Source organism: Cellulosimicrobium sp. Marseille-Q4280, from assembly GCF_943181405.1.
GTDB lineage: Bacteria > Actinomycetota > Actinomycetes > Actinomycetales > Cellulomonadaceae > Cellulosimicrobium.
The window spans coordinates 14562-39656 of sequence record NZ_CALPBY010000010.1 but is presented as its reverse complement, the minus strand read 5'-3'; the positions used below and the strand labels follow the sequence as shown (position 1 = coordinate 39656).

The 25095-nt window shown below is 75.4% G+C and carries 23 protein-coding genes and 1 tRNA gene; 21 read left to right on the top strand and 3 right to left on the bottom strand.

The window, feature by feature from the left end; translation table 11 throughout:
• The first annotated feature begins 4 nt into the window (after positions 1-4).
• From NFS20_RS21885 to NFS20_RS21820, 14 genes are all read left to right on the top strand, one after another.
• Complete coding sequence (locus tag NFS20_RS21885) at positions 5-562, top strand: hypothetical protein (RefSeq protein ID WP_251153888.1); 558 nt, start codon at positions 5-7, stop codon at positions 560-562.
• Positions 559-2241 carry an AAA family ATPase gene (locus tag NFS20_RS21880; protein WP_251153887.1) on the top strand — a complete coding sequence of 561 codons (1683 nt, stop codon included), beginning with the start codon at positions 559-561 and terminating at the stop codon, positions 2239-2241. Before NFS20_RS21885 ends, NFS20_RS21880 begins: the two co-directional genes overlap by 4 nt.
• Entirely contained in the window at positions 2238-3578 is a 1341-nt protein-coding gene (locus tag NFS20_RS21875) for a GlnX family signal transduction membrane protein (protein ID WP_251153886.1), read from the top strand. The genes NFS20_RS21880 and NFS20_RS21875 overlap by 4 nt, the downstream gene beginning before the upstream one ends.
• A 68-nt stretch (positions 3579-3646) precedes the next feature.
• Positions 3647-4609, top strand: coding sequence for a glutamate ABC transporter substrate-binding protein (locus NFS20_RS21870; RefSeq protein WP_502800847.1), 963 nt, complete (start codon positions 3647-3649; stop codon positions 4607-4609).
• Positions 4606-5712 carry a hypothetical protein gene (locus NFS20_RS21865; protein WP_251153884.1) on the top strand — a complete coding sequence of 369 codons (1107 nt, stop codon included), beginning with the start codon at positions 4606-4608 and terminating at the stop codon, positions 5710-5712. The genes NFS20_RS21870 and NFS20_RS21865 overlap by 4 nt, the downstream gene beginning before the upstream one ends.
• Positions 5709-8081, top strand: coding sequence for a serine/threonine-protein kinase (locus NFS20_RS21860; protein WP_251153883.1), 2373 nt, complete (start codon positions 5709-5711; stop codon positions 8079-8081). Before NFS20_RS21865 ends, NFS20_RS21860 begins: the two co-directional genes overlap by 4 nt.
• Complete coding sequence (locus tag NFS20_RS21855; protein ID WP_251153882.1) at positions 8078-9475, top strand: protein phosphatase 2C domain-containing protein; 1398 nt, start codon at positions 8078-8080, stop codon at positions 9473-9475. Before NFS20_RS21860 ends, NFS20_RS21855 begins: the two co-directional genes overlap by 4 nt.
• 162 nt (positions 9476-9637) lie before the next feature.
• Entirely contained in the window at positions 9638-10918 is a 1281-nt protein-coding gene (locus NFS20_RS21850; RefSeq protein ID WP_251153881.1) for a vWA domain-containing protein, read from the top strand.
• Positions 10915-11823 (top strand): double zinc ribbon and FHA domain-containing protein, encoded by a 909-nt coding sequence (locus tag NFS20_RS21845; RefSeq protein WP_251153880.1) that lies wholly within the window; start codon positions 10915-10917, stop codon positions 11821-11823. The genes NFS20_RS21850 and NFS20_RS21845 overlap by 4 nt, the downstream gene beginning before the upstream one ends.
• Positions 11824-12055: 232 nt before the next feature.
• Positions 12056-12742, top strand: a complete 687-nt coding sequence (locus tag NFS20_RS21840) for a biotin transporter BioY (protein ID WP_353050498.1) — start codon at positions 12056-12058, stop codon at positions 12740-12742.
• Between the two features lie 20 nt (positions 12743-12762).
• Positions 12763-14214 (top strand): class I adenylate-forming enzyme family protein, encoded by a 1452-nt coding sequence (locus NFS20_RS21835; RefSeq protein WP_251153879.1) that lies wholly within the window; start codon positions 12763-12765, stop codon positions 14212-14214.
• Entirely contained in the window at positions 14211-15443 is a 1233-nt protein-coding gene (locus NFS20_RS21830) for a thiolase family protein (RefSeq protein ID WP_251153878.1), read from the top strand. Before NFS20_RS21835 ends, NFS20_RS21830 begins: the two co-directional genes overlap by 4 nt.
• 110 nt (positions 15444-15553) lie before the next feature.
• Positions 15554-16342, top strand: a complete 789-nt coding sequence (locus NFS20_RS21825) for an energy-coupling factor ABC transporter ATP-binding protein (protein ID WP_251153901.1) — start codon at positions 15554-15556, stop codon at positions 16340-16342.
• The gene (locus NFS20_RS21820; protein ID WP_251153877.1) at positions 16339-16947 is read left to right on the top strand and encodes a CbiQ family ECF transporter T component; all 609 of its coding nucleotides are present in this window, start codon (positions 16339-16341) and stop codon (positions 16945-16947) included. The genes NFS20_RS21825 and NFS20_RS21820 overlap by 4 nt, the downstream gene beginning before the upstream one ends.
• 163 nt (positions 16948-17110) lie before the next feature.
• Here the strand turns inward: NFS20_RS21820 and NFS20_RS21815 are convergent, their stop codons facing one another.
• From NFS20_RS21815 to NFS20_RS21805, 3 genes are read right to left on the bottom strand one after another with little or no spacing between them, the layout of a single operon-like run.
• Complete coding sequence (locus NFS20_RS21815; protein ID WP_251153876.1) at positions 17111-18415, bottom strand: MFS transporter; 1305 nt, start codon at positions 18413-18415, stop codon at positions 17111-17113.
• On the bottom strand, positions 18412-19038 hold the full coding sequence (locus NFS20_RS21810; RefSeq protein ID WP_251153875.1) for an ArsR/SmtB family transcription factor: 627 nt from the start codon (positions 19036-19038) through the stop codon (positions 18412-18414). Before NFS20_RS21810 ends, NFS20_RS21815 begins: the two co-directional genes overlap by 4 nt.
• Positions 19039-19082: 44 nt before the next feature.
• On the bottom strand, positions 19083-19874 hold the full coding sequence (locus NFS20_RS21805) for a phosphatase PAP2 family protein (protein ID WP_251153874.1): 792 nt from the start codon (positions 19872-19874) through the stop codon (positions 19083-19085).
• Positions 19875-20098: 224 nt separating this feature from the next.
• On the opposite strand from NFS20_RS21805, the gene NFS20_RS21800 reads away from it, so the two are divergent.
• The 7 genes from NFS20_RS21800 to NFS20_RS21770 all read left to right on the top strand — a co-directional run bounded on the left by NFS20_RS21800 (position 20099) and on the right by NFS20_RS21770 (position 24785).
• A complete protein-coding gene (locus NFS20_RS21800) occupies positions 20099-20248 on the top strand; it encodes a hypothetical protein (protein WP_251153873.1) in 150 nt (49 codons plus the stop codon).
• A 177-nt stretch (positions 20249-20425) separates the two neighbouring features.
• Positions 20426-21127 (top strand): oligoribonuclease, encoded by a 702-nt coding sequence (orn, locus tag NFS20_RS21795; RefSeq protein ID WP_251153872.1) that lies wholly within the window; start codon positions 20426-20428, stop codon positions 21125-21127.
• 85 nt (positions 21128-21212) lie between these two features.
• Positions 21213-21288, top strand: a tRNA-His gene (locus tag NFS20_RS21790).
• A gap of 313 nt (positions 21289-21601) precedes the next feature.
• A complete protein-coding gene (locus NFS20_RS21785; protein WP_251153871.1) occupies positions 21602-22423 on the top strand; it encodes an ABC transporter ATP-binding protein in 822 nt (273 codons plus the stop codon).
• Positions 22420-23061: an ABC transporter permease gene (locus NFS20_RS21780; RefSeq protein WP_251153870.1), complete on the top strand. Its 642-nt coding sequence runs from the start codon at positions 22420-22422 to the stop codon at positions 23059-23061. The genes NFS20_RS21785 and NFS20_RS21780 overlap by 4 nt, the downstream gene beginning before the upstream one ends.
• The gene (locus tag NFS20_RS21775; RefSeq protein WP_251153869.1) at positions 23058-23789 is read left to right on the top strand and encodes an ABC transporter permease; all 732 of its coding nucleotides are present in this window, start codon (positions 23058-23060) and stop codon (positions 23787-23789) included. Before NFS20_RS21780 ends, NFS20_RS21775 begins: the two co-directional genes overlap by 4 nt.
• A gap of 81 nt (positions 23790-23870) precedes the next feature.
• Positions 23871-24785, top strand: coding sequence for an ABC transporter substrate-binding protein (locus tag NFS20_RS21770; RefSeq protein WP_251153868.1), 915 nt, complete (start codon positions 23871-23873; stop codon positions 24783-24785).
• The last annotated feature ends 310 nt before the right edge of the window (positions 24786-25095 follow it).

Here is a 25095-nt window from a genome sequence, read left to right as displayed (position 1 = left end):
CTAGATGGGCTGGATCTCCGACGTGGTCGCCCGCCTGGGCGGTCGCTCCCGCACGACCGAACCCGCCCTCGAGCTGCCCCCGCCTCCGACGAGCGCGGACATCCTCGAGTCCGTCGAGCGCATCGAGCAGCAGATCGAGGGCCGCGTACCCCCGGCGGTGACGGCGCGCGTGCACCGCATCACCGGCACGGTCGAGGAGATGGTGCCGCGCCTCGACCGCCTCGGCGGTGGCTCGCAGCAGGCGCACACGGTCGTCGCGACCGCGACGAGCTACCTGCCCGAGGCCGTGGGCGCGTACCTGCGCCTGCCGCGCGACTTCGCCGACCGCCGAGTCGTCGCGCACGGCAAGACGTCCCTCATGCTCCTGTGCGACCAGCTCGACCTGCTCGGCGTGACGCTCGACAAGATCTCCGACGCGGTCTCGCGGGCCGACGCCGCGGCGCTCGTCGCGCACGGGCAGTTCCTCGCGGACAAGTTCCGCGACTCCTCGATCTCGCTGTCACCGGGTGCCGGTGCCGGGACGCCGCCGCCCGACCTGACCGGACGCCTGGAGGCCCCGTGACGACGCCCGACCTCGCCACCGCGCTCGACGCGCTGGCCGCCGCCGCGCGCGACGCGGGGGTCGACGAGGACGCCGCCCGCGACGAGGGCGCACGCCTCGCAGCAGCGGTCGCCGAGTCCTCGACCGGAGCTCCCGCGGCCTGGCTCGCCGCGCTCGGCCACGACCCCGCTGCGACGGGCGCGTTCTTCACCGCCGCCTCGAGCGCGCGCCGCTGGCGGTCGTCGCCCACCGACGTGCTCGCCGGCCTCGTCGCCGCGCGCTCGACGCGCGCCGCCGCCTACGGCGCCGCCCTGGCCGACGTCGCATCGGCCGCTGCCGCCCTCGGCACGCCCGGTCCGCACGTCGCCGGGAGCGCCGCCGGGACCGCGGCGGTGCAGCGGGCGGCGTCGGCCAGGACACGCCCGCCCGTCGCGACCTCGCCCGGTCCCGCGGCACCTGGTCTCGCGACGCCGGGCCCGACGGCGCCGGCTGCCGGCGGGCCGCTCGGCGACCGTCCGGCGTCGGCGAACCCGTTCGACCTCGGCGAGCTCGCGCACCTCGGCACCCGCCTCCAGGGCGCGCGCCCGACCCCGCCCGACGTCCCGTCCGTGGAGTCGATCCTCGACGCGCTCGGGGCGCGCGGGCACGGGACGCCGACGCCCCCGGGGGGCCCCGCGTCGTCGGGCACCGCTCGGAACGGGACCGACGCGGGCGGGACGGTGGGAGCAGCGCCGGCGGCGGCCGCGCAGACGACCTCCGCGCAGGCCGCCGAGACCGAGGAGGAGCCCGCCCGCCCGCTCGAGGAGCTGCTCGCCGAGCTCGACGCGCTCACGGGGCTCGGTCGCGTGAAGGACGAGATCCACCGCCAGACCGAGCTGCTGCGCGTCGAGAAGCTGCGGACCGACGCCGGGCTCACGCGACCGACGCTCACGCGCCACCTCGTGTTCCTCGGGAACCCGGGCACGGGCAAGACGACCGTCGCGCGGCTCGTCGCGGGCATCTACCGCGCTCTCGGGCTGCTCGCGAAGGGCCACCTGGTCGAGGTCGACCGCTCCGAGCTCGTCGCGGGCTACCTCGGCCAGACCGCCGTGAAGACGTCGGAGGTCGTGGCCACGGCGCTCGGCGGCGTGCTGTTCGTCGACGAGGCGTACGGGCTCGCGGAGGACCAGTACGGCGCCGAGGCGATCACCACGCTCGTCAAGGACATGGAGGACCACCGCGACGAGCTCGTCGTCGTCGTCGCCGGGTACCCCGGCCCGATGGCGGACTTCCTCGCGACGAACCCCGGTCTCGAGTCGCGCTTCTCGACGACCATCACGTTCGAGGACTACACGGACGACGAGCTGCGCGACATCTTCGCGGGCATGGCCGACCGGTCCGACTTCGAGCCGACGCCCGAGGCGCTCGAGACGTTCGGCCGCCTGGCCGCCGCCCAGGCGCGCACCGAGGGCTTCGGCAACGCGCGCTGGGCGCGCAACGTGCTCGACGCCGCGATCGCCCGCCACGCATGGCGGCTGCGCGACGTGCCCGCCCCGACGGTCGACGAGCTGCGCCTCCTGCTTCCCGCCGACCTCGTCGACGGCGAGGGCGCGCCCGCTCTGCTCGCGTCGCTCGACCCGCCCGAGACACCCGAGGTGCCCGACGCGTCCGGCACCACGACCTCACCTCCCGTCCACCCCACCGTCGAGGAGAACGCATGACGACCACCCCGGTCCGCCAGGCCGCGCCCCCGCCGTCGGGCACCGTCCTCGTGGCGCCCTCGGCCCCGGCCGGCCAGGCGGTGCAGCCCGTCGGCAGCGCGACCGTCGCCCGGGCGCGCGGCGCGCTGCGGCGCACGCCCGGCCGCCTGCGCCTCGTCCTCGCGCTGTCCGTCCTCGCCTCCGTGGCGCTGGGCCTGCTCGGCTTCCAGGCGGGCAGCGTCCAGTCCCGCGCGCTCGACGCCGCGGCCGAGGACTCGGCGCAGCTCGTCGGCGTGCAGGACGTGCGCAACGCGCTCGTGGCGGCCGACGCGACGGCGACCGGCGCGTTCCTCGTCGGCGGCCTCGAGCCGGCCGAGCAGCGCGCGCGCTACGACGAGCTCGTCGACCAGGCGGCGGCCGACCTCGCGACGCTGTCCGGCAGCAACGAGGCGGACGCCGAGATCCTCGGCCAGGTGGCCGCCGACCTCACCGTGTACACCGGGCTCGTCGAGCAGGCGCGCGCGAACAACCGGCAGGGCTTCCCGGTCGGGGCCGCGTACCTCGACCAGGCGTCCACGATCCTGCGCGACGAGATGCTGCCCGCGCTCGACGAGGTCGTCCTCGACGACGCCGACCGCGTCGCCGCGGACTTCTCGGGCGTGCGGAACGCGCTGTGGGTCCTCGCCGGGTGCCTCGTCGCGCTCGCCGTGCTCGTCCTGGGCCAGGTGTGGCTCGCTCGCCGGACGCACCGCGTGCTCAACGTCGGCCTCGCGTCGGCCACGGTGGTCGTGCTCGTCGTCGGGCTCGTGGGGACGATCCTGTTGTCGCAGGCCTCGACCCGTGCCCAGGACGTGCGGACCGGCCCGTACGCCGCGACGCTCGCCGCGTCGCAGGCGTACGCGCTCGCGAACGAGGCGAAGTCCATGGAGGCCTTCACCCTCATCAAGCGCGGGTCCGGCCAGGCCTACGAGGAGGAGTTCCAGGCCGCGACCGCCGACGCGAGCGAGCGGCTCGACGCCGCGGCTGCCGACGGCGTCCTCGACGGGTCGACGGCCCAGGCGCTCGACGAGTGGGTGGCGCACCACGCGGAGATCCGCGCGCTCGACGACGGCGGCGACTGGGACGGGGCCGTCGCGCTCGCGACGAGCACCGAGCCCGACAGCGCGAACGCGGCGTTCGACGCGTTCTCCGCCGCGGCGCGCGACGACATCGAGACGAACGCAGCAGCGACCCGGGACGACCTCGGCTCGGCGAGCACGAGCGCGGCGGTCGCCGGGTGGCTGCTCCTGGTCGCGGGGCTCGTCGCGGCCCTGCTCGCGTGGCGCGGCATGACGGCACGACTGGAGGAGTACCGGTGACGACGACGAACGCCGACCCCGCGGCCACCACGGGCCGGTCCCGCCGCCCCGCTCCGCGCGGGACCCGCCTGAAGCGCGGTCTCGCGGCAGCGCTCGCCGCGACGACGCTGGTGCTCGCCGCCTGCACCGGACCGAGCGGCGCCGACGACCTGCGCCTCGCCGCGGAGGAGCCGCCTGCCGAGGAGAGCGCCCCGCCCGCTGCCGCCGCACCCGCCGAGTGCTCCGACCCGCTCGCGTCCTACGCGCCCGAGGGCGCCCTCCCCGGGCCGGACGCGCTCCCCGCGGGCAGCACGATGGCCGAGATCCGGGAGCGCGGCGTGCTGCGCGTCGGGGTGTCGGCGGACACGCTCCTCATGGGGTCGCGCAACCCGCTGTCAGGCGACATCGAGGGATTCGACATCGACGTGCTGCGCGAGGTCTCGCGCGCGATCTTCGGTGAGCCCGACCGGCTCCAGTTCCGCGTCATCACGTCCGGCCAGCGCATCGAGGTCCTCGAGAACGACGACGTCGACCTCGTCGCCCGTGCGTTCACCATCAACTGCGACCGCTGGGAGCAGATCGCGTTCTCCGCGGAGTACTACCACGCGGGGCAGAAGGTCCTCGTCACGCGCGACTCGGAGGCCGGCGGCATCGCCGACCTCGAGGGCCAGCGCGTGTGCGCGCCCGAGGGCACCACGACGCTCACGCGCCTCGAGGAGTACCCCGGCATCGAGGCGGTCCCCGCGACGACGCACACGCAGTGCCTCGTGCTGTTCCAGCAGGGCCGCGTCGACGCCATCACCGGCGACGACACGATCCTCGCCGGGTTCGCCGCTCAGGACCCGTACGCGAAGGTCGTCGGCGAGGCGATCAGCGACGAGCCCTACGGCGTCGGCGTCCCTGCCGCCGACGTCGACATGGTGCGCTTCGTCAACGGCGTCCTGGAGGGCATGAAGAGCGACGGGACGTGGGCCGCGAGCTACGACCGCTGGCTCGGCGTGCTCGGCGACGCTCCGACGCCCCCGGCGCCGGTCTACGGCCGCACGCCGTGAGCCGTCCCGTCGCACCCGAGGCGCCGGGACGGCTCGGCGAGGCGATCCCCGCCGCCGACCTCATGGCGTACCTCGGCGCGCTCGAGACGTGGCTCGACGCGCGGCGGACCGAGCTCGACCGGCTCGACGCCGCCGCCCAGGCCGCCGCGACGCCCGACGCGTACACGGCCGACCTCGTGCTCGCGCTGTCCCTGTGGCAGGCGATCCGTGGACGCGCCGACGAGCTGCGGGTGACGTGGGACTCGGGCCGCGTCGACGCCGTCGCGCGCGAGAAGATGTCGGTCCTGGTCTGGGGCCGGCTCGACTCCGGCTCGGGCGCGGCGCTCGTCTCGCTCGTCGAGGCCGTGAAGCTGTGCGACGCCCTCGTCGTCCAGCTCCGCACACGCCTGTCGTTCGACCCGCACACGGCCGACCAGGTCGCGCGGCTGCGCGGCGTGCGCGCCGAGCTGGTGCGCTGCGAGGACCTCGCCGGGTCCGACGGTGACGCGCGCGGGCGGATCGAGGCGCTGCGCGGCCGGCTCGACCGGCTCGTCGCGCAGGCCGCCCGCGGAGCCGACGTCTCGGGTCCGCTCGCGGAGCTCGAGACCGAGGTGGCCCGCGCCGAGCGGGACCTCATCGTGGCCTCCGCGCAGCGGCGCGAGCTCGGGCGGGACCGTTCGCGGACGACCGAGCGGCGCGACGCCCTCGAGGGACGCGAGCCGGCGCTGCGCGAGCTCGTGACGCGCTGCCGCCGCGAGATCGCGCACCCGCCGCGGCTCGCCGTCCCCGACGTGTCCCGGCTCGGCCCCGTGCCGGACTCCCGGTTCGAGCTCGACGCCTACTCGGCCCGCCTCGACGCCGTCGCGCGCGCGGTCCAGACCGTCGAGGACGCCTACGCCCGCCCCCTGCGCGAGCGCGCCGAGCTGCGGTACAGCCTCGAGAAGCTCTCCGCCAAGGCCGACGCGAACGGCCGTTCCGCGTCCCCCACCGTCCGCGCCGGCCTCACCGAGGCTCGCGACGCCGTCGAGGCGACACCGTGCGACGTCGTGCTCGCGCGCTTCCTCGTCGAGCAGTACCACTTCCTCACCCGCGACCTGCCCACCTCGGAAGGAGCGTCGTCGTGACGACCACCACGACCGTCCCGTGCTCGGAGCCCGGCTGCCCGGGCACCATCGAGGACGGCTACTGCAACGTCTGCGGGGCGCCGGCCGGCGGCACCCCGGGCGGCACGTCCGCGACCGCGGGCGCCTCGACCGGCACGTCGACCGGGCAGGCCCAGGGCGCGGGTTCCGCGACCGCCGCGTCGCCGTCGGCGATGCTCGGCACGGGCTTCGTCCAGGGGCGCACCGGCGCGGTCTCCCCCGGCGGGTCCGACCCCGACGCCGAGCGCTCCACGCGCACGGGACGCACGAGCTCGAGCCGCCTCGCGACGGCAGCGCTCGGTTCCGCCCGCACCGCCGCCACGGGGTCCAAGGCGACCCGTCGCGTCGGCACGTCCTCGACGCGCCTGCGCGGCCACCGTCTCGGCGCCGGCCTCACCACGGTGCCCTCGGCACCCGTGACGGATCCGCTGCAGGCCGTCATGGCCGTGCCCGAGGTCGCCGAGCGCAAGCGCTTCTGCCCCACGTGCGGCGAGAAGGTCGGCCGCGGTCGCGACGGTCAGCCCGGACGCACCTCCGGGTTCTGCCCGCACTGCGGCAACCGGTTCGACTTCTCGCCGCAGCTGTCCCCCGGTGACGTCGTGGGCGGTCAGTACGAGGTCGTCGGCTGCCTCGCGCACGGCGGCCTCGGCTGGATCTACCTCGCGCGCGACCAGAACGTGTCCGGCCGGTGGGTCGTGCTCAAGGGCCTGCTCAACTCGGGCGACCCGGACGCCTACGCCGCGGCGATCTCCGAGCGCCAGTTCCTCGCCGAGGTCGAGCACCCGCTCATCGTCGAGATCTACAACTTCGCCATGCACGACGGCGCGGGCTACACCGTCATGGAGTACGTCGGCGGCAAGTCCCTCAAGGACATCCTCCAGGACCGGCGCGACGCGAACGGCGGTGCGATCGACCCGCTGCCCGTCGACCAGGCGCTCGCCTACGTCCTCGAGGTCCTCCCCGCGTTCGCCTACCTGCACGACCACGACCTGATCTTCTGCGACTTCAAGCCCGAGAACGTCATCCAGCAGGGCGACGGGGTCAAGCTCATCGACCTCGGCGGCGTGCGGCGTCTCGACGACCTCCAGTCCGCGATCTTCGGCACCGTCGGCTACCAGGCGCCCGAGGTCGCGGAGGTCGGCCCGTCCGTCGCGTCGGACATCTACACGATCGGCCGCTCGCTCGCGACGCTCGTGCTCGACTTCCGGGGGAACACCACGACGTACGTCGCGTCCCTCCCGCCGGTCGCCGAGACGCCGGTCTTCCAGGCGTACGACTCGTTCTACCGCCTGCTCGCCAAGGCGTGCGCGCTCGACCCGTCCGACCGCTTCGCCACCGTCGACGAGATGAGGGCCCAGCTCGTCGGCGTCCTGCGCGAGGTCGTCGCGACCGACCGGGGTCCCGGCACCGCGGCCCTCCACTCGGCCGCGTCCGTCCTGTTCGAGGCACCCGTCTCCGACGTCGCGGAGCGCCCGCTCGACTGGGACGAGCTGCCCGTGCTGCGTGCCGACGAGCACGACCCCATGGCGAGCTGGCTCGCCGGGGTCAACATCGCGGACCCCGACGCACGGCTCGCGGCGCTCGCCGACGCCCCGGAGGACACCGTCGAGGTGCGTCTCGCCCGGACCCGTGCCGCGATCGAGGCAGGACGGCGCGACGTCGTGCAGGCGACGATCGCCGAGATCCTCGCGGAGGACCCGTGGGAGTGGCGCGCCGCGTGGCTCGGCGGCCTCGACGAGCTCGCGCGCGGCGACTCCGTCGCGGCGCGGGCGTCGTTCAACGCCGTCTACGGCCAGGTGCCGGGCGAGCTCGCGCCCAAGCTCGCGCTCGCGACGGCCTGCGAGCTGAGCGGAGAGCCCGACATCGCCGAGTCGCTCTACGTGATCTGCGCCCGGTCGGACGCGAACTACACGGCGCCGGCCGCCTTCGGCCTCACCCGGATCCGCCGCGAGCGGGGCGACCTCGACGGCGCCCTGCACGCGCTCGACCTCGTCACGCCCACGCGCAGCTCGTACGTCGAGTCACGCGTGCTGCGCGCCCATCTCCTCGCCGACTCCGGCCGAGGGCTGGCGGCGCTCGCCGACGCGCTCGCGAGCGTCGGCGCGGTGACCATCGCGCCGCGCGAGCGCGCCGAGCTCTCGGTGGGGGTCCTGCGCTCGGCGCTCGACACCGTGACCGAGTCCGGCCCGTCCCCCACGACGCGGATCGCCGGTGTCCCGGCGGACGAGCCCGCGCTGCGCGACGCCCTCGAGGGCGCGTACCGCGACCTCGCGTCGCTCACGGACTCGCGCGACGAGCGCATCACGCTCGTCGACCGGGCGAACGAGGTCCGCCGCTGGACCGTGCGATGAGCGCCCCGACCGGCGCGACCGATCCCGTGTCGCCGGGTCCCGACGCGACCGCCCCGGACGAGAGCACCGGTGCGACGTCTCCGAGCGCGACCGCCACGGAGGCGACGGACCCGGCGGAGGTGGACGGCGAGGCCACGAGCGCGCTCCTCGCCTGCCCGGCGTGCGGCGAGCCCTCGCACCCCGGCGCGAGGTTCTGCGAGGCCTGCGGCACCCCGCTCGCGTCGTTCCCGCCCGAGCCGGCGACCACCGGCGCTCACGGCGCTGACGGCACTGACGGCACTGACGGCGCGGACGAGGCGGACCAGGACGCTGCGGCCTCGGCCGCCCACCCCGGCACGGCGACGGAGGCCGACGACCCGGACGGTGGTGGCCGCGCCGACGGCGCACGGCCGTGCGTGCGCTGCGGCGGCACGATCGCGGACGACGGCTACTGCGCCCAGTGCGGCGAGCCCGCGGCGACCGAGCGCGACCACTGGGCCGAGCGACCGGCCGCCTGGGTCGCGGGCGTCTGCGACCGCGGCGTGCGGCACGTCCGCAACGAGGACGCCATGGCGCTCGCCGCGAGCGGGCCGGCGCCCGTCGGCGGGCCCGGTACCGCACGCGTGCCGGGTACCGCGAGCGCACCGGAAGGCACGGCGGGAGAGGGCACGGCCGGACATGGCCTGACCGACCGGCCCTTCGCCGCGCTCGTCGTGTGCGACGGCGTGTCCAGCGCACCCGACTCCGACGTCGCGAGCCTCGCCGCCGCGCGCGCCGCGCGTGACACCCTCGCCGCGGGCGGCCCCGCCGGCGACGCTCCCGTGCAGGGCGAGACGACGGCGCGGCTCAGCGCCTGGTCCGTCCTGCTGGGCGACGCGGCGCGCGCCGCGAACGAGGCGGTCCTCGCCGCGGTACCGGGCACGGCGGACCGGGAGAACCCGCCGTCGTGCACGTTCGTCGCCGCGGTCGTCGACGGTCCGCTGGTCGTCACGGGCTGGGTCGGCGACTCGCGCGCGTACTGGCTGCCGGACGCCGGCGAGGCGCACCAGCTCAGCGTCGACGACTCGTGGGCGCAGGAGATGATCGCCCAGGGCATCCCGCGGGCCCAGGCGGAGACGTCGCCGCAGGCGCACGCGATCACGCGCTGGCTTGGCCACGACGCGCCCGACCCCACCGCCCGGACGGCGGCCACGATCCCCGACCGCCCGGGCTGGGTCCTCGTGTGCTCGGACGGGCTGTGGAACTACTGCTCCGCCGCGGGCGACCTCGCGGGCCTCGTCCACGCCACCGAGGGCTCGGACGGCTCCGACCCCGAGGCGCTCGCCGCGGCCCTCGTCCGCTGGGCGAACGCGCAGGGCGGCCGGGACAACATCACGGTCACGCTCGCCCGGTTCGGCGCAGGAGCAGCCGCCTGACCCGGCCGTCGACCAGCGGCCACCGACCGCCGACGGACGCCGAACCCGCCGTCCGACCGGCCGAGGCGAAGCCGCCCCACCCGCCCCCTCGAGCGTTCCGCTCGAACCCGCCCGGACCGACCCGATAGCCTGCCCGAACACCGCATCACCGAAGGAGCCCCCATGGCCGAGTTCTCCGCCGAGGTCTACCAGAACGAGTTCCTGTCCGACGGCGCGACCGACGTCCACGCGATCGTCACCGTGACGTGCTCGGGAGCGGGCACGGCCGGGGGCGGCACCGCCGGCGGGGTGGCCGAGATCATCATGGTCGACACGTCCGGGTCGATGTCCGGGCGCAACATCGAGGCGGCCAAGCACGCGGCCCAGGTCGCGGTCGACCAGGTCCTCGACGGCACGTGGTTCGCGATCGTCGGCGGCAGCCACGTCGCCCACCGCGCGTTCCCCTACCCGAACGCGCGCGTCGCGATGGTCCAGATGGAACCCGGCGCGCGCGCCGAGGCGAAGCGCGCGATCTCGATGATGGCGCCGGGCGGCGGCACCGCGATGAGCACGTGGCTGCGCCTCGCCGACCAGCTCTTCGAGACCGTGCCGCAGGCGACGCAGCGGCACGCGATCCTCCTCACGGACGGCAAGAACGAGTCGGAGCCGCGCGCGAACCTCTCCGCGGCCGTGCGCGACGTGACCGGGCACTTCCAGTGCGACGCCCGTGGCGTCGGCTCGCGCTGGCAGGTCGACGAGCTGCGCGAGATCGCGACCGCGCTGCTCGGCACGGTCGACCTCATCGCGGATCCCAGCGAGATCGCGGCCGACTTCGAGGCACTCATGCGGGCGTCGATGGCTCGCGGCGTCGCGTCCGCGGACCTGCGGGTGTGGGCGCCGCAGGGAGCCCAGGTGCTGTTCGTGCGCCAGGTCGCGCCGACGGTCGAGGACCTGACGACCCGGCGCAGCGACGTCAACCCGCTCACCGGCGCGTACCCCACGGGGTCCTGGGGCGACGAGTCGCGCGACTACCACGTGGCCGTGCGCGTCGCGTCGAAGCCGGTGGGCTCCGAGCAGCTCGCCGCGCGCGTCCAGCTCGCGGTGAACGGCGAGGTCGTCTCGTCCGGGCTGGTCAAGGCGAAGTGGTCCGACGACGACTCGCTCACCACGCGCATCAACCCCGAGGTCGCGCACTACACGGGCCAGACCGAGCTCGCCGCGGCGATCCAGGAGGGCCTCGCCGCGAAGGCGTCGGGCGACGAGGCGACGGCCACCGTCAAGCTCGGCCGCGCGGTCCAGCTCGCGCAGCAGACGGGCAACGCGGAGGCCACGACGCGCCTGCGCAAGGTCGTCGACATCGACAGCGAGGAGCAGGGCACCGTCCGGCTCAAGCGCAACACCTCCACGCTCGACGAGATGGCGCTCGACACCGCCTCGACGAAGACGACGCGGGTGCGCCGGTGAGCGCGGTCGTGTGCCCGAACGGGCACCCGTCGGAGTCGACGGACTACTGCGACGTGTGCGGGGAGCCGATCGCGGCGTCGGCCGCGGCCCCGGCCGCCCCGTCGGCGAGCGCCGACCCGACACCCGCCGCCTCGGCGTCCACCCCCGCGACGACGTGCCCGAACTGCGACTTCCCCGCCGCCGCGGGCGCGCTCTTCTGCGAGAACTGCGGGTACGACTTCACCACGGGGGCGCTCCCGGACCCGGTGGAGCCGCCGTCGGCGCTCTCGCTCGACCCGCCGGCACCGGGCACGCCCGCACGGCCGGCGTCGGGCTCGCCCGTCCCGAGCGCGCCACCGACGGCGGACCCGGCGCACTCGGCCGCCGTGCCCGCCCCCGAGACGCCCGCGGGCTCGCCCCTGCCCGTCGCCGGGGAGACCGGGGCGCCCGAGGCCGCAGCCGGTGCACCGACGTCGCCCGGGTCGTCGAGCAGCCACCTGCCGACCCCGTCCGTGCCGGGACCCGACCAGTGGGTCGTCGAGATCTGGATCGACCCCGACTGGTACACGGCTCAGAAGCCTGAGGACCCCATGCCGTCGGCCGGGCTGCCCGGCCTCGTCGTGCTGCGCGAGCGCAGCGTCCTCGTGGGCCGTCCGTCGGTCTCGCGGGGCATCCACCCGCAGGTCGACTGCGGTACCGACACGGGGGTCTCCCGGCGGCACTGCCAGCTCAGCACCGACGGTCAGCGCTGGTGGGTCGAGGACCTGCAGTCGTCGAACGGGACGTACGTGAGCCCCGCGGGCGAGGCGCTGCCCACGGACCCGATCCCGGCCGGACAGCGTCGCGAGCTCGGCGACGGCGACCGGGTCTACCTCGGCGCGTGGACCCGGCTCGTCGTCCGCAAGGCGCTCCCGGGCGAGGCCTGACCGGGCGTCCGGTCGGGCGCCCGGCGCACCCGGGGTGGAGCCCACCCCGCGCACCCGTTGGAGGATTCCTCCCGGACCGCCGCCCCTCGTGGGCACGGTTCTGGAGGGATCCTCCAACGCGTTGTGGGTTCCGTGCACGACGGCGTCCCGGCGTCGTCCGTCGCCCCGTCGGCCTCGAGCCGGCTCGCCCGCGAGAGTTGTGGTGACCTGCCCGACCACGACAGGAGCACCCGTGACCGACGCGACACCTGAGCCGACGACGGCCCGCGCCGCACACCCGACCCTCGCCACCACCCCGTCCGCCGCCCCCGGTCACGTCGCCGACGCGCCGACCGGCGACGTCGCCGCGCGACGGGGGCACCTCCTCACCCTCACCGCGGGCGACGCGGCTCGCGTCGCGACGTTCGCCGCGCTGATCGCCGCGCTCGGTGTGCCCGGGTCGGTCGCGCTGCTCGGCAACGCCGTCCCCGTCACGCTCCAGACGCTCGGCGTCATGCTCGCGGGCGCGGTGCTCGGCGCCCGGCTCGGCACGCTCTCCGTCGCGACGTTCCTCGCGCTCGTCGCGGCCGGCCTCCCGCTGCTGGCGGGCGGTCGCGGCGGGATCGCCGTCTTCGTCGGTCCCTCCGCGGGCTACCTCGTGGGCTTCCTCGCAGGGGCCCTGACCGTCGGCCTCCTCGTGGACAGGCTCCGACGGCCGACCTTCTGGCCCGTCCTGGGCGCGTGCCTCGTGGGCGGTGTCGCGGTCGTCTACGGGTTCGGGATCCCGGTCCAGGCGCTGCTCACCGGCGTGCCCCTCGCCACGACGGTGCAGCTCTCCCTCGTGTTCCTGCCGGGGGACGTGCTCAAGGCGGGCGCAGCCGCCGCCGTGACCGTCGGCGTGCTGCGCGCCTACCCGGCGGCCCGGACCGCGCGGCGCTGACGACCTGCGAGAGTGTGCCCGTGCCCGTCGCCCCCCAGGTCCTGCGCCACGCCGTCGACCCCGCCGTCCGCGACCGCCCCGCGCTGCGCACCGCCGACCGCTCGCGCACGTACGCCGCGCTCGGCGCCGACGTGCGGGCCGGCGCGACGTTCCTGCGCGCCGCCGGGACGGCGCCGGGCGACCTCGTGGCGGTGTCGCTGCCGGACCCGGTCGACCTGCTGACCGCCGTCCTCGCGGTCGACCTGGCGGGCGCGACACCGCTCGTGTGCGACCCGGCCTGGCCGCGCGCGCACCGCGCCGAGGTCCTGCGCGCGGTCCGACCCCGCACGTTCGTCGAGGTCCCGCTCCCGCGCGGGACCGTGCGGGACGAGGAGACGACGGGGGCTCGCGGGCGTGCCGCACCGCAGGGGGGTGCGGCGGCCGCGAGCGCCCCGGGACCGGGCCCCGACGACCTCGCGTGGGCAGGGTTCTCCTCGGGGAGCACGGGTCGGCCTCGCGCCGTCGTGCGGACGCGCGCGTCGTGGGTCGACTCGTTCGACGACGTGACGCGCCTGACCGGCGCCCGCCCGACGGACACGGTCCTCGTCCCCGGGCCGCTCGCGTCGTCGCTGTACTGCTTCGCGGCGGTCCACACGCTCGCCCTCGGCGCGTGCGCCTACCTCGCGCGCACACCCGCGGCCATGACCGCCGCGCTCGCCCGCTGCGACGTCGTGCACCTCGTGCCGTCCGTGCTGGAGGAGATCCTCGACGCGCTCGACGCGGGCGCGCCCGCACGCCTGCGGCAGGTCGTCGTCGGGGGCGCGTCCCTCCCGCCGGGCGTGCGCGGGCGGGCCGCCCGCCACGGTCTCGACCTCATGGCGTACTACGGCGCGGTCGAGCTCTCGTTCGTCGCCCACGACCCCGACGGGACCGGGCTGCGCGCCTTCCCGGGCGTCGAGCTCGACGTGCGCCCGCTCCCCGGAGCGAGCGTCGGCGAGGTGTGGGTCCGTTCGCCGTGGGTCGCCCGGGGCTACCTCGCGCACGCGACCGGGCCGCTGCGCCGCGAGGACGGCTGGTCGACGGTCGGGGACCTCGCCGACCCGCTCGCCGAGCCTCTGCCGGACGACCGCCTCGTCCTGCGCGGCCGCGGGGACGGCGCGATCCTCACCGGTGGGGCGACCGTCGTCCCCGAGGACGTCGAGGTCGTGCTGCGGGCCGTGCCGGGAGTGCGCGACGTCGTCGTGCTCGGGACACCGCACCGCCGGCTCGGGGCGGTCGTCACCGCCGTCGTGGAGTGCGACGCACGGCCGGGCCTGCGCGCGCACCTCGAGCGCGTCGCCCGGTCGGCGCTCGCGCCGAGCCAGCGCCCACGGCGCTGGTACGGGACGCCTGCACTGCCCCGCACGCCGTCGGGCAAGCCCGCGCGCGGCGCGCTGAGCGAGGCGCTGGGCGCGCTGGAGCACCCCGCAGCCGACCTGGTCGCGCTGCCGTGACGGCCCGGACCGCGCTCGGAGCGAGCTCCGGGGTCGCGGAGGACGCTCCCGTGGTCGTCGCCGCCCGGCGCACGTGGATCGGCACGGCCGGCTACGGCCACCGCGCGCGCACCGAGGTCGACCTCGCCGCCGCGGTGCTGCGGGCCGTCACCGACGACACGCGCGCGGCCGGCGTCGAGGGCGCCGTCGCCGACGTCGTGCTCGGGTGCTGCACGGGACCGGGCGGCAACGTCGCGCGGGTCGCGGCGCTCGCCGCGGGGCTGGGCGTCCGCGTCCCGGGACTCACCGTGGACCGGCAGTGCGCCTCCGGGCTCGCTGCGGTCCTGCTCGCCGCCCAGCAGGTGCGTGCGGGCGACGCCCGGCTCGTCCTCGCGGGCGGGACGGAGAGCGCGTCGACGGCGCCGGCCCGGACGTTCCGCGGCGCGCCCGCCGGGTATGCGCGCGCGGCCTTCACGCCCGTGCCGTGGGCCGACCCGCAGATGGGCGCGGCGGCCGACGCCCTCGCCCGACGGCGCACGGTGACGAGGGAGCGACAGGACGCCTACGCCGTCCGCAGCCACGCCAGAGCCCTCGCCGCGCACGCGGCGGGTCGGTTCGACGCGGAGGTCGTCGGCGTCGGTGCGCCGCAGGCCGGGCCGTCCCGCGTGCCGACGGCGGGCCGCGGGCGGCTCGACCGCGACGAGCGGGCGCGCCGTCTCGACGGGTCGCGCCTCGCACGGCTGCCGGCGGCGTTCACGCCCGACGGGACGGTGACGGCCGGCACCTCGAGCCCCGTGAGCGACGGCGCGGCGGCGGTCGCCGTCGTCCCCGAGGCGGTCCGCCGTGTGCTCGGGGTCCCGGGGCTGCGCCTGGTCGCCTCGGCGACGGTCGGGTGCGACCCCGCCGAGCCGGGCTGGGGCCCGGTGCCCGCGACGCGGGCCGCGCTCGACCGGGCGGGCTGGTCGGTCGACGACCTGGCGGCCGTCGAGATGGTCGAGGCGTTCGCGGCGCAGGTGCTCGCCGTCACCGACGCTCTCGGCCTCGACCCGCTCGGCGGTGACGAGCGCGTGTGCGCCGACGGCGGGGCGCTCGCTCTCGGCCACCCGTGGGGTGCCAGCGGGGCCGTGTCGGTCGTCCGGCTGTTCTCCCGCCTCGTGCGCGCGGGCGCCCCGGCGGGGACGCGCGGGCTCGCGACCGCTGCGGTCGGCGGAGGCCTCGGCGTCGCGGCGCTCGTGGAGGTGGTCCGATGAGGTGGCCGTCCGCACGCGCCCGAGACCGTCGCTCGAGCGACCTGCCGGGCGACGGCGCGAGCAACCTGCCGGGTGACGGCACGAGCGGCCGGTCCGAGGACGAGCGTCCTATGCGCGGGGTGCCCGGCTGCGTCGTGACCCTCGAGGACGTGCACGTCCGCCTCGGCGAGCGCGACGTGCTGCGCGGCGTCGACCTGGTGCTGCGCGAACGGCGCATCGGCGTCGTCGGGGCGAACGGCTCGGGCAAGAGCACGCTCGCCCGGCTGCTCAACGGGCTCGTCGTGCCGACGACCGGCCGCGTGCTCGTCGACGGCCTCGACACCCGGCGGCACGGCGCGCAGGTACGACGCCGCGTCGGTTTCGTGTTCACGGACCCGGACGCGCAGATCGTCATGCCGACGGTCGCCGAGGACGTCGCCTACTCGTTGCGGAAGGTCCCGGCCGGTGCCGCGCGCGACGCCCGGGTGCGCGACGCCCTGGAGGCTCGCGGGCTCGCGGACCACGCCGACCATCCGGCGCACCTGCTCTCCGGCGGGCAGAAGCAGCTCCTCGCGCTGACGTCCGTGCTCGTCACCGAGCCCGACCTCGTGGTCGCCGACGAGCCGACGACCCTGCTCGACCGGCGCAACACCCGCCGCGTCGCGGCCGAGCTGGCGTCGCTGCCCCAGCAGGTCGTCCTCGTCTCGCACGACCTTGAGATCGTGTCCGCCATGGACCGCGTCCTCGTCGTCGACGACGGCCGGGTCGTGGCCGACGACGAGCCCGGCCCGGCGCTCGCCCACTACCGCCGCCTCGTCGACGACGACCTCCCGTCGTCGTCCGTGCCGGCCACGGCTCTGCGGCCGCCCGCCGCGACGCAGGTCCGGGAGTCGCGGGGTGCGCAGGACGGAACCCGATGAGCGGCCCTTCCGTGGCGGCGTACCGCCCGGGTACCTCACCCCTCCACCGCGCGCCGGCGGGTGCGAAGCTCGTGGGGCTCGCGGTCGCGGGCACCGGCGTCCTCCTGCTCGGCGACCCGTTCGCGGTCGGCGTCGCCGCGCTCGCCGTCGTGGCGCTCTACGCGCTCGCGGGAGCCGGCCCGCGCGTGCTGTGGAGCCAGGTCCGGGCGCTGCGCGTCGTCGTCCCGCTGCTGCTCGCCGTGCAGTGGTTCACGCTGGGCCCCGTGCCCGCCGTCGTGCTCACCGCTCGCCTCGTCGTCCTCGTCGCGCTGGCCGGTCTCGTGCTCGTCACGACACGCTCGTCCGACGTGCTCGCGGCGATCGAGCGCGGCCTGAGGCCGCTCGGTCGGGCGGGCCTCGACGTCGCGCGCGTCGCCCTCGTCCTCTCGCTGGCCGTGCGCGCCGTCCCCGTGGTCGCCGCGCTCGCGGGGCGCGTGCGGGACGCGTGCCGCGCGCGGGGACGCGATCACGACGTCCGCGCGTACGCCGTCCCGCTCGTCGTCGCCTCACTGCGCCACGCCGACGCGACGGGGGACGCGCTGCGCGCCCGGGGCCTCGACGACTGAGACGAGCGAGGTAGTACCGCAGTACGCCGAGGTAGTACCGCTGTCGTCGACCGGGGTACTACCTCGCGCTACCGGGGTACTACCTCGCGCTACCGGGGTACTACCTCGCGCTACCGGGGTACTTCCTCGCGCTACCGGGGTACTTCCTCGCGCTACCGGGGTACTACCTCGCGGAGGCGGGGTCCTTCCTCGGCGAGGTGGCGCGGCCGCGGAGCGCGAGGACGGCGGCGGCGAGGATGGTGACGACCGTGACGACGAGCATCGCGCGGTAGTCGACCACCCCGACGAGCGCCGCACCGAGCACCGTCATCGCGAGCTGCGGGACGTTGAGGAGCATGTTCGTCGCCGCGGACACGCGCCCTTGCAGCCCGGCGGGCGTGCGCAGCTGCCGCTCCGTGACGAAGCCGACGATCGCCCACGTCACGCCCAGCCCGACAGCGCCGAGGCCGACCATGATCGCGACGAGGTGCGACCCGAGCGCCGGGACGACGCCGAGGCCCAGCACGACGAGCGCGACCGCCACGAGCCGCTGCGCACCCCAGCGGGCGACGAGCCGTGCCGCGGTGAGCCCGGCGACGATCGCGGTCACGGCCTGCACCGACGAGATCGGTCCCAGGAGCTCGGGCGGGAGACCGAGCCCGTCCTCGATGATCGCGAAGCTCACCGCGTTGAGCAGCCCGACGGCCGCGAAGGCGACGACCAGGGCGACGGTCAGTGCGCCCAGCGGAGGCGTGCGCACGAGGTGCCGGAAGCCCGCGGTGGCCTCCGCGAGCAACGGCTCGCGGTCCGCCGCCGCGGTCGGCGGCGTCTCGACGAGCGTGATCCGCCCGACGACGAGCACGGCCACCCCGAACGCCCCCGACGCGGCGAGGACGAGCGGGACCGGACCTGCGAGCGCGTAGGCCCCGGCGCCGACGACCGGCATGAGGAGCCGGAACACCTGGTCGATCGTCGTGAGCCGGCCGTTGGCGGGCGCGAGCGCGTCGTCGGGCAGCATGTCGCGGATCAGCCCCGACTGCGCCGCGGCCGTGGCGAAGCCCACGCCCGAGTACACGACGGTGACGGCGAAGACGAGCCACACCTGGCCCGGCCCGCGCACCGCGAGGAGCAGCAGGAGCGTCAGCGCGCCCACGAGGTACGACACGACGAGCATCCGCCGCCGCGACACGCGGTCCGCGACCTGGCCGAGGACGGGCGAGACGAGGGCGGGCAGCCCGAGGGCGGCGAACACGAGCCCGGCGGCACCGTTCGACCCGGTGAGGTCCTTGACCCAGACGGCGAGGATGATCGCGAGGACCGAGTCGGCGAAGTTCGTGAACGCCCAGCCGACGGTGAGGAGCCGGAACGGGCGCGACCGCAGGGCGGTCCGCGCGTCGACGGCGCCGGCCCGGGCGGACGTGCCAGGAGTGCGCGCGGGACCGGCGTCGGCGGTGGGTGCCGACGGCGCCCCTGCGCCCTCGCCGCTCATCGGGCGTCTCCCGCGACGGGGGGCGTGCCGTCGCGGCGCGCCGGGACGTCCGCGTTGACGACGCCGAGCAGGCGCGCCGGCCGCGACCCGGCAGGCCGCAGCGACGGGTCGTCCCACCGCCCGGCGAACCGGTCGGTCAGCGCCTCGACCTCGCGTGCGAGGTCGGCGAGCTCGTCGCGCGTGGCCCAGAACGACGCCGTGGTGAGCGTCGAGGCGAGGAGCCACTCCGGCGCCTCGGAACCGGCGCGCGCCAGCCAGTCGCGCACACGGCCGGCCTCCTGGTCGAGGAGCAGCGCGGCCACGGCTCCGGCCGCCGGCAGGGACCCCGGGACGTCCGGGTCGAAGCGGGTCCGGCGGCCCTGACCGACGGCGCGCCACGGCTTCTCCTTGCCGCGCCGCTCGGCTGCCTCCACGAAGCCGTACTTGGCGAGCATCCGCAGGTGGAACGAGCAGCTGGCGACCGACTCCCCCGTCGCCTCGGCACACCGCGTGGCGGTGACATCGCCCTCGTCGTCGAGGAGGGACAGGATGCGCAGCCGGAGGGGGTGCGCAAGGGCACGCATGCGCTCCGGGTCGGACGTGACGAGGGGTTCACGGCCGGGCTGCGGCGCGGATGGGCTCATGCGAGGGACGCTACAACGCTAAAGAACCCTTGCGCAAGACTTCTTTAGCGTTCTCCGGTCGTCGTCCCCGGAGCACTTCCGCTCGCGGCGGAGGCGTCGTGCAGCCGGCTCACGACCACGACGACTCCGAGCACGGCCACGGCGAGCGAGATCCCGGCCAGCACGTCGGTGAGGAAGTGGTACCCGAGGTAGAGCCGGCTCCCCGCGACCGCCCCCACCACGACGACCGACGCCAGGGCCCACCCGGCGAGCAGCCGCCCCCTGTGGTGCCGGTGCCACACGAGGTAGCCGCCCACGAGGACGAGCGTCGCCGCACCGATCGTGTGGCCCGAGGGGAAGGAGAAGGACCGCTCGACCCCCGCGACGACCATCGACTCGCCCGGAGGGCGCGGACGCGCGATCAACGCCTTGAGCACCGTCGACGTGAGCGTGGCCAGCACCATCGCGCCCGCGAGCAGTCCGGGCTCCCACCAGGTCCCGGAGCGTCGCGCCCACACCACGCAGCCGACGGCGACCAGGAGAGGCAGCACGAACGGCCCGAAGAGGTTCGTCACGACCGTGAGCACCGACGTCACCGCCGGGGTCCGGTGCGCGACCAGCCACTCGAGGAGGGGATCGTCGAGCTGCCACAGGTCGTCGCGGTCGCGCACCGCGTCCAGCAGCACGACGAACCCGAGCACACCGAGCACGACGAGCGCGACCCCGGGCCACACGAGGGCCAGCACCTGGGACGCCGGCCGTCGCTCCTCGCCCTGCGGAGCACGCTCGCGGCCCGCACCCTCCGACGGCGCCCCGCTCCCGTCGACCACCTCGCCCCGCTCCTCCACGCCGCTCATCCCCGGACGCTACGCAGTGCCGCACGTCCTCGCAGGTCGGACCGGTGCGCGTGCCGACGGTCGCCCGGCCGCCGCGGCGTCGACGCCCTGCGCGTAAATCAGGTGCGCCCTCCGTGCCGCGCGTGGTTCTGTGGTCACACACCGCGGTGACGTCCGTCCGGTCCGTACCGGGCGGTGGAGGGTCCGGCCAGGCCCAGCATTCCGACGTCACGAGAGCACACACCATGCATCCCCTCATCACGTTCGACGTGGCGGCCCTCAGCCGCCGCGAGCAGCTGCAGGAGCAGACCCTGCGCCGTGAGCAGCTGCGCCGCACGACCACCCGCGTCCCGGCACGCACCCGGCAGGCCCGCCTGCCGCGGCGCACCGCATGACACGTACCGACCGCGCACCGCACGGGGACCCTCCTCGACGGATCGCGGCTCACCCCGAAGGCCCCGGCCACCCGGACCCGTCACGGTCCGCGCAGCCGGGGCCTTCGTCGTCCCCGGGCGCGGTGCGGACCGCGCACCGGGAATCCCTCCGGGTCTCCCGCGACTAGGCTGTCGGGCGTGAGTCCCGTGAACGCCAACGAACGCATCGTCTGGATCGACTGCGAGATGACCGGACTCGACCTGGGCGCGGACGCCCTCGTCGAGGTCGCCGCCGTGGTCACCGACTCCGAGCTCACCGTGCTCGGCGAGGGCGTGGACGTCCTCGTCCGACCGCCCGCAGAGGCGATCGAGCAGATGGGCGACTTCGTGCGTCAGATGCACACGACGTCGGGCCTGCTCGACGAGCTCGAGTCCGGGCTCACGCTCGCGGAGGCGGAGCAGCGCGTCCTCGACTACGTCCGCACCTGGGTCCCCGAGCCGGGCAAGGCACCGCTCGCCGGCAACTCCGTGGGCACCGACAAGGGGTTCCTCGACCGCGACATGCCCGCTCTCATGAGCCACCTGCACTACCGGATCATCGACGTGTCCTCCGTCAAGGAGCTCTCCCGCCGTTGGTACCCGCGGGCCTACTTCGCGTCGCCGGAGAAGAACGGCGGCCACCGGGCGCTCGCCGACATCCTCGAGAGCATCGACGAGCTCCGTTACTACCGCGAGGCCGTCTTCGTCCCCCAGCCGGGACCGGACTCGGCGACCGCCCGGCAGATCGCCGCGCGGGTCAAGGCGTCCTCCGTCGCCCGACCCGTCGCTCCGATCCCCGAGGAGCCCGCCGTGGCCACCGTCACAGACCCCGGGACGACCGACGACGCCACGCGGTCCTGAACCCCCTCGCGGACCTAGTACACTTTTCGACGGCCGGTGCTCACGCCCCGGTCGGTGGTCCGCCGCTCCGGGTGGGTCGCACATGGTGGGTATAGCTCAGCTGGTAGAGCACCTGGTTGTGGTCCAGGGGGTCGCGGGTTCAAGTCCCGTTACTCACCCCAGCGCGCAGGGCCCCTCGTTCGCGAGGGGCCCTGCTGCCGTCTCCGGACCGTCACGGCTCCATGCCTCGGCACCCGGGCCCACGACGCACCAGGCCCGCGCACTCTCCCCCCAGGACACGCCAGGCCGACGACGCCGGGCCGGCCTCACCGGCTCGACGACGCCATCGGGACGGACCGGTGCGAACGCGACGAACCGCCGAAAGACATACGGTCGGGTAACGATCCGCGCCGCGCCCCGCGACCGGCTCGCGCGCGCCCGCCGACTGTGATCGGCTGGGACGCCGGAACCACCGAGGCTCGGAGGAAGTGCCCCGTGATCGAATTCCGCTCGGTCAGCAAGACCTACCCGGACGGCACCGCCGCGGTCGACGACTTCAGCCTCGTCGTGCCACCGCACCGCACGACGGTGCTCGTCGGGTCGTCGGGCAGCGGCAAGACCACGCTGCTGCGCATGATCAACCGGATGGTCGACCCGACGGCCGGCGTCATCGAGATCGACGGCGAGCCCATCGCGGACAAGGACCCGGTCCGGCTGCGCCGCGGCATCGGCTACGTCCTGCAGAACGGGGGGCTGCTGCCGCACCACACGGTCATGGACAACGTGACGACCGTCCTGCGGCTCGAGAAGACCCCGAAGCGGGTCGCGCGCGACCGCGCGCTCGAGCTCCTCGACACCGTGGGGCTCGACAGGACGCTCGCCGAGCGGTACCCGAGCCAGCTCTCGGGCGGGCAGCAGCAACGCGTCGGCGTCGCACGCGCCCTGGCCGCCGACCCCAACATCCTCCTCATGGACGAGCCCTTCGGCGCCGTCGACCCGATCGTCCGCGCCGAGCTGCAGACCGAGACCCTGCGGCTGCAGCAGGAGCTGCAGAAGACGATCGTGTTCGTCACGCACGACGTCGACGAGGCGTTCCTGCTCGGCGACCAGGTCGTCATCCTCGAGAAGAGCGCGAAGATCGCCCAGGTCGGCTCGCCGAGCGAGATCCTGGAGAACCCCGCGACCGAGTTCGTCGCGAGCTTCATCGGCGTCGAGCGCGGGGCCCGTGCCCTGCACACGAAGCGCACCGCGCGCGGCACGGTCCTCGTGGACACGAACGGCCGCACCCAGGGGGTCCTCGTCGAGGACGGCGCATGACCTGGGTCGCCGACAACCTCGACCTCATCGGACGCCTCACGGTCGAGCACCTGCGCCAGAGCGCCGTCCCCATCCTGCTCGGGTTCCTCGTGTCGATCCCCGCCGGCTGGTTCGCCTACCGGTTCCGGCTCACGCGCGGCCTCGTGCTCACGCTCGTCGGGCTCCTCTACACGATCCCCTCGCTCGCGCTCTTCGCGCTCCTGCCGCCGATCCTCGGCATCAGCTTCCTGTCCGAGGTCAACCTGATCGTCGCGCTGACGATCTACGCGGTGGCCATCATGACGCGCTTCGTCGCGGACGCCCTCGACTCGGTGGACCCGGTCGTGCGGCAGGCCGCCGTGGCCGTCGGGTACGGGCCCTGGCGCCGGTTCTGGCAGGTCGACCTCCCCCTCGCGGGACCCGTCGTGCTCGCCGGGCTGCGCGTCACCGCGGTCTCGACCATCTCCCTCGCCACGGTCGGCATCCTCATCGGGATCGACAACCTCGGCTACCTGTTCACGAACGGCTACCAGCGGCAGATCGTCGCCGAGATCCTCGCCGGCGTGGTCGCGGTGGTCGTCATCGCCCTGCTCGTGGACTGGCTGCTCGTGCTGCTCGGCCGGCTGGTGCTCCCCTGGACCCGGGCGGTGCGCGCATGAACCTCTTCGCCGAGGCCGTCGCCTGGATCTTCTCGCCCGCCCGGGCGGAGGGCGCGCTGCCGCTCTCCGAGGCGATCTGGACCCACCTCGCCTTCACGTTCGTCTCCGTCCTGATCGCCGCCGTCGTCGCCATCCCCGCGGGCTGGCTCATCGGCCACACCGGTCGGGGGCGCGAGATCGCCGTCGCCCTCTCGGGAGCGGCGCGCGCCGTGCCGTCGTTCGGGCTCGTGCTGCTGCTGGTGCTCGTCCTCGGCGTCACGCACAAGATCGGCGCCTCGATCACGGCGTTCGTGCTCCTCGCCGTCCCGCCGATCCTCGCGGGCGCGTACGCCGGCGTCGAGGCGGTCGAGCGCCGCGTGGTCGACGGCGCGCGCTCCGTGGGCATGACGCCCTGGCAGGTGCTGCACAAGGTGGAAACGCCCCTCGGCCTCCCCCTGCTCATCGGCGGGCTGCGCTCCGCGACGCTCCAGGTCGTCGCGACCGTGACCCTCGCCGGGTACGTCGGCAACTGGGGCCTCGGGTTCTACATCATCCAGGGCATCCAGATCCGCGACTTCGCGCAGATCCTCGGCGCCGCGCTGCTCGTCGTCGTCCTCGCGCTCGTGCTCGACGCCGTCTTCGCGCTCCTGCAGCGCTTCGTCGTCCCGCGCGGCGTGGCCGCCGGTCGCGCGACCGAGAGCCCGGGCCGCCGTCGACGGCGCACCGCCACCGCCCCGAACCCCGGCTGACCCCACCGGACACCCAGCCCCCTCCATCGCACCGCAACCCAGACCGCCACCGGGACCCCACCTCAGAAAGGGACTCCACCCATGCGCACCTCACGCCGCACCCTCGCCCTCCTCGCCGGCGCCGCGACCGCAGCCCTCGCGCTCGGCGCCTGCAGCAGCTCCGACCCGCTCGACGAGGACACCGGCGACGGAGGCGGCTCCGCCCCCTCCGACACGATCGTCATCGGCTCCCAGGCCTACTACTCGAACGAGATCATCGCCGAGATCTACGCCCAGGCGCTCGAGGCCGAGGGCTTCGAGGTCGAGCGCAACTTCAGCATCGGCCAGCGCGACGCGTACATGCCGGCTCTGGAGGACGGCGAGGTCACGCTGTTCCCCGAGTACACGGGCAACCTCCTGCAGTTCTTCGACCCGGAGACGACGGCGACCTCGCCCGAGGACGTCTACGCCGAGCTCCAGGAGGCGCTGCCCGAGGGCCTGACGGTCCTCGACCAGTCCGAGGCCAGCGACCAGGACTCGTACAACGTCACGGAGGACTTCGCGTCGCAGTACGACGTGAGCAGCCTCGCCGACCTGGCTGACCTCGACGTCGACCTCACCCTCGGTGGCCCCGCCGAGCTCGAGCAGCGCCCGTACGGACCCACGGGCCTGCAGGACGTCTACGGCGTCGACGTCTCGTTCGTCGCGACGGGTGACACGACGGTCCAGGACCTCGTCGCCGGCACGGTCAACGTCGCCAACGTCTTCAGCGCCGACCCGCGCATCCAGACCGAGGGCCTCGTCACGCTCGACGACCCCGAGGGCCTGTTCCTCGCGTCGAACGTCGTTCCGCTCGTGAGCACGGACGTCGCCGACGAGATCGCGGACGTCATCAACCCCGTGAGCGCCGCCCTCACGCCGGAGGGTCTCGTCGACCTCAACGTCCAGTCGACCGTCGACCAGCGCTCGACCGAGGACATCGCCGCCGACTGGCTCGCGGAGAACGACCTGGCCTGAGCCCGTCCCCGGTCGCCCCGACCTTCGTGAGGTCGCCTCGCGCCGAGCAGCCGACGCGCGCGACGCCGACCGAGGTGTCAGCGAACGGCCCGACCGCCCGTAGCCCGACGAGACCCGGCCGCCGAGGTCGATGAGTGGCGACGGTCGTGACGTCGTGCGCGTGCGGTGAGACGACGGACGAGGTGGGGGCGGGGGCCGACGACGAGCGGGTCGTGGCGGGTCTGGGGGGAGCGGCCCGGGGGACGAGGGCGGCGGATGGTAGACCCGTCGTCGTCGGCCCCCGACCCCACCGGACCCACCCGAACCGGCC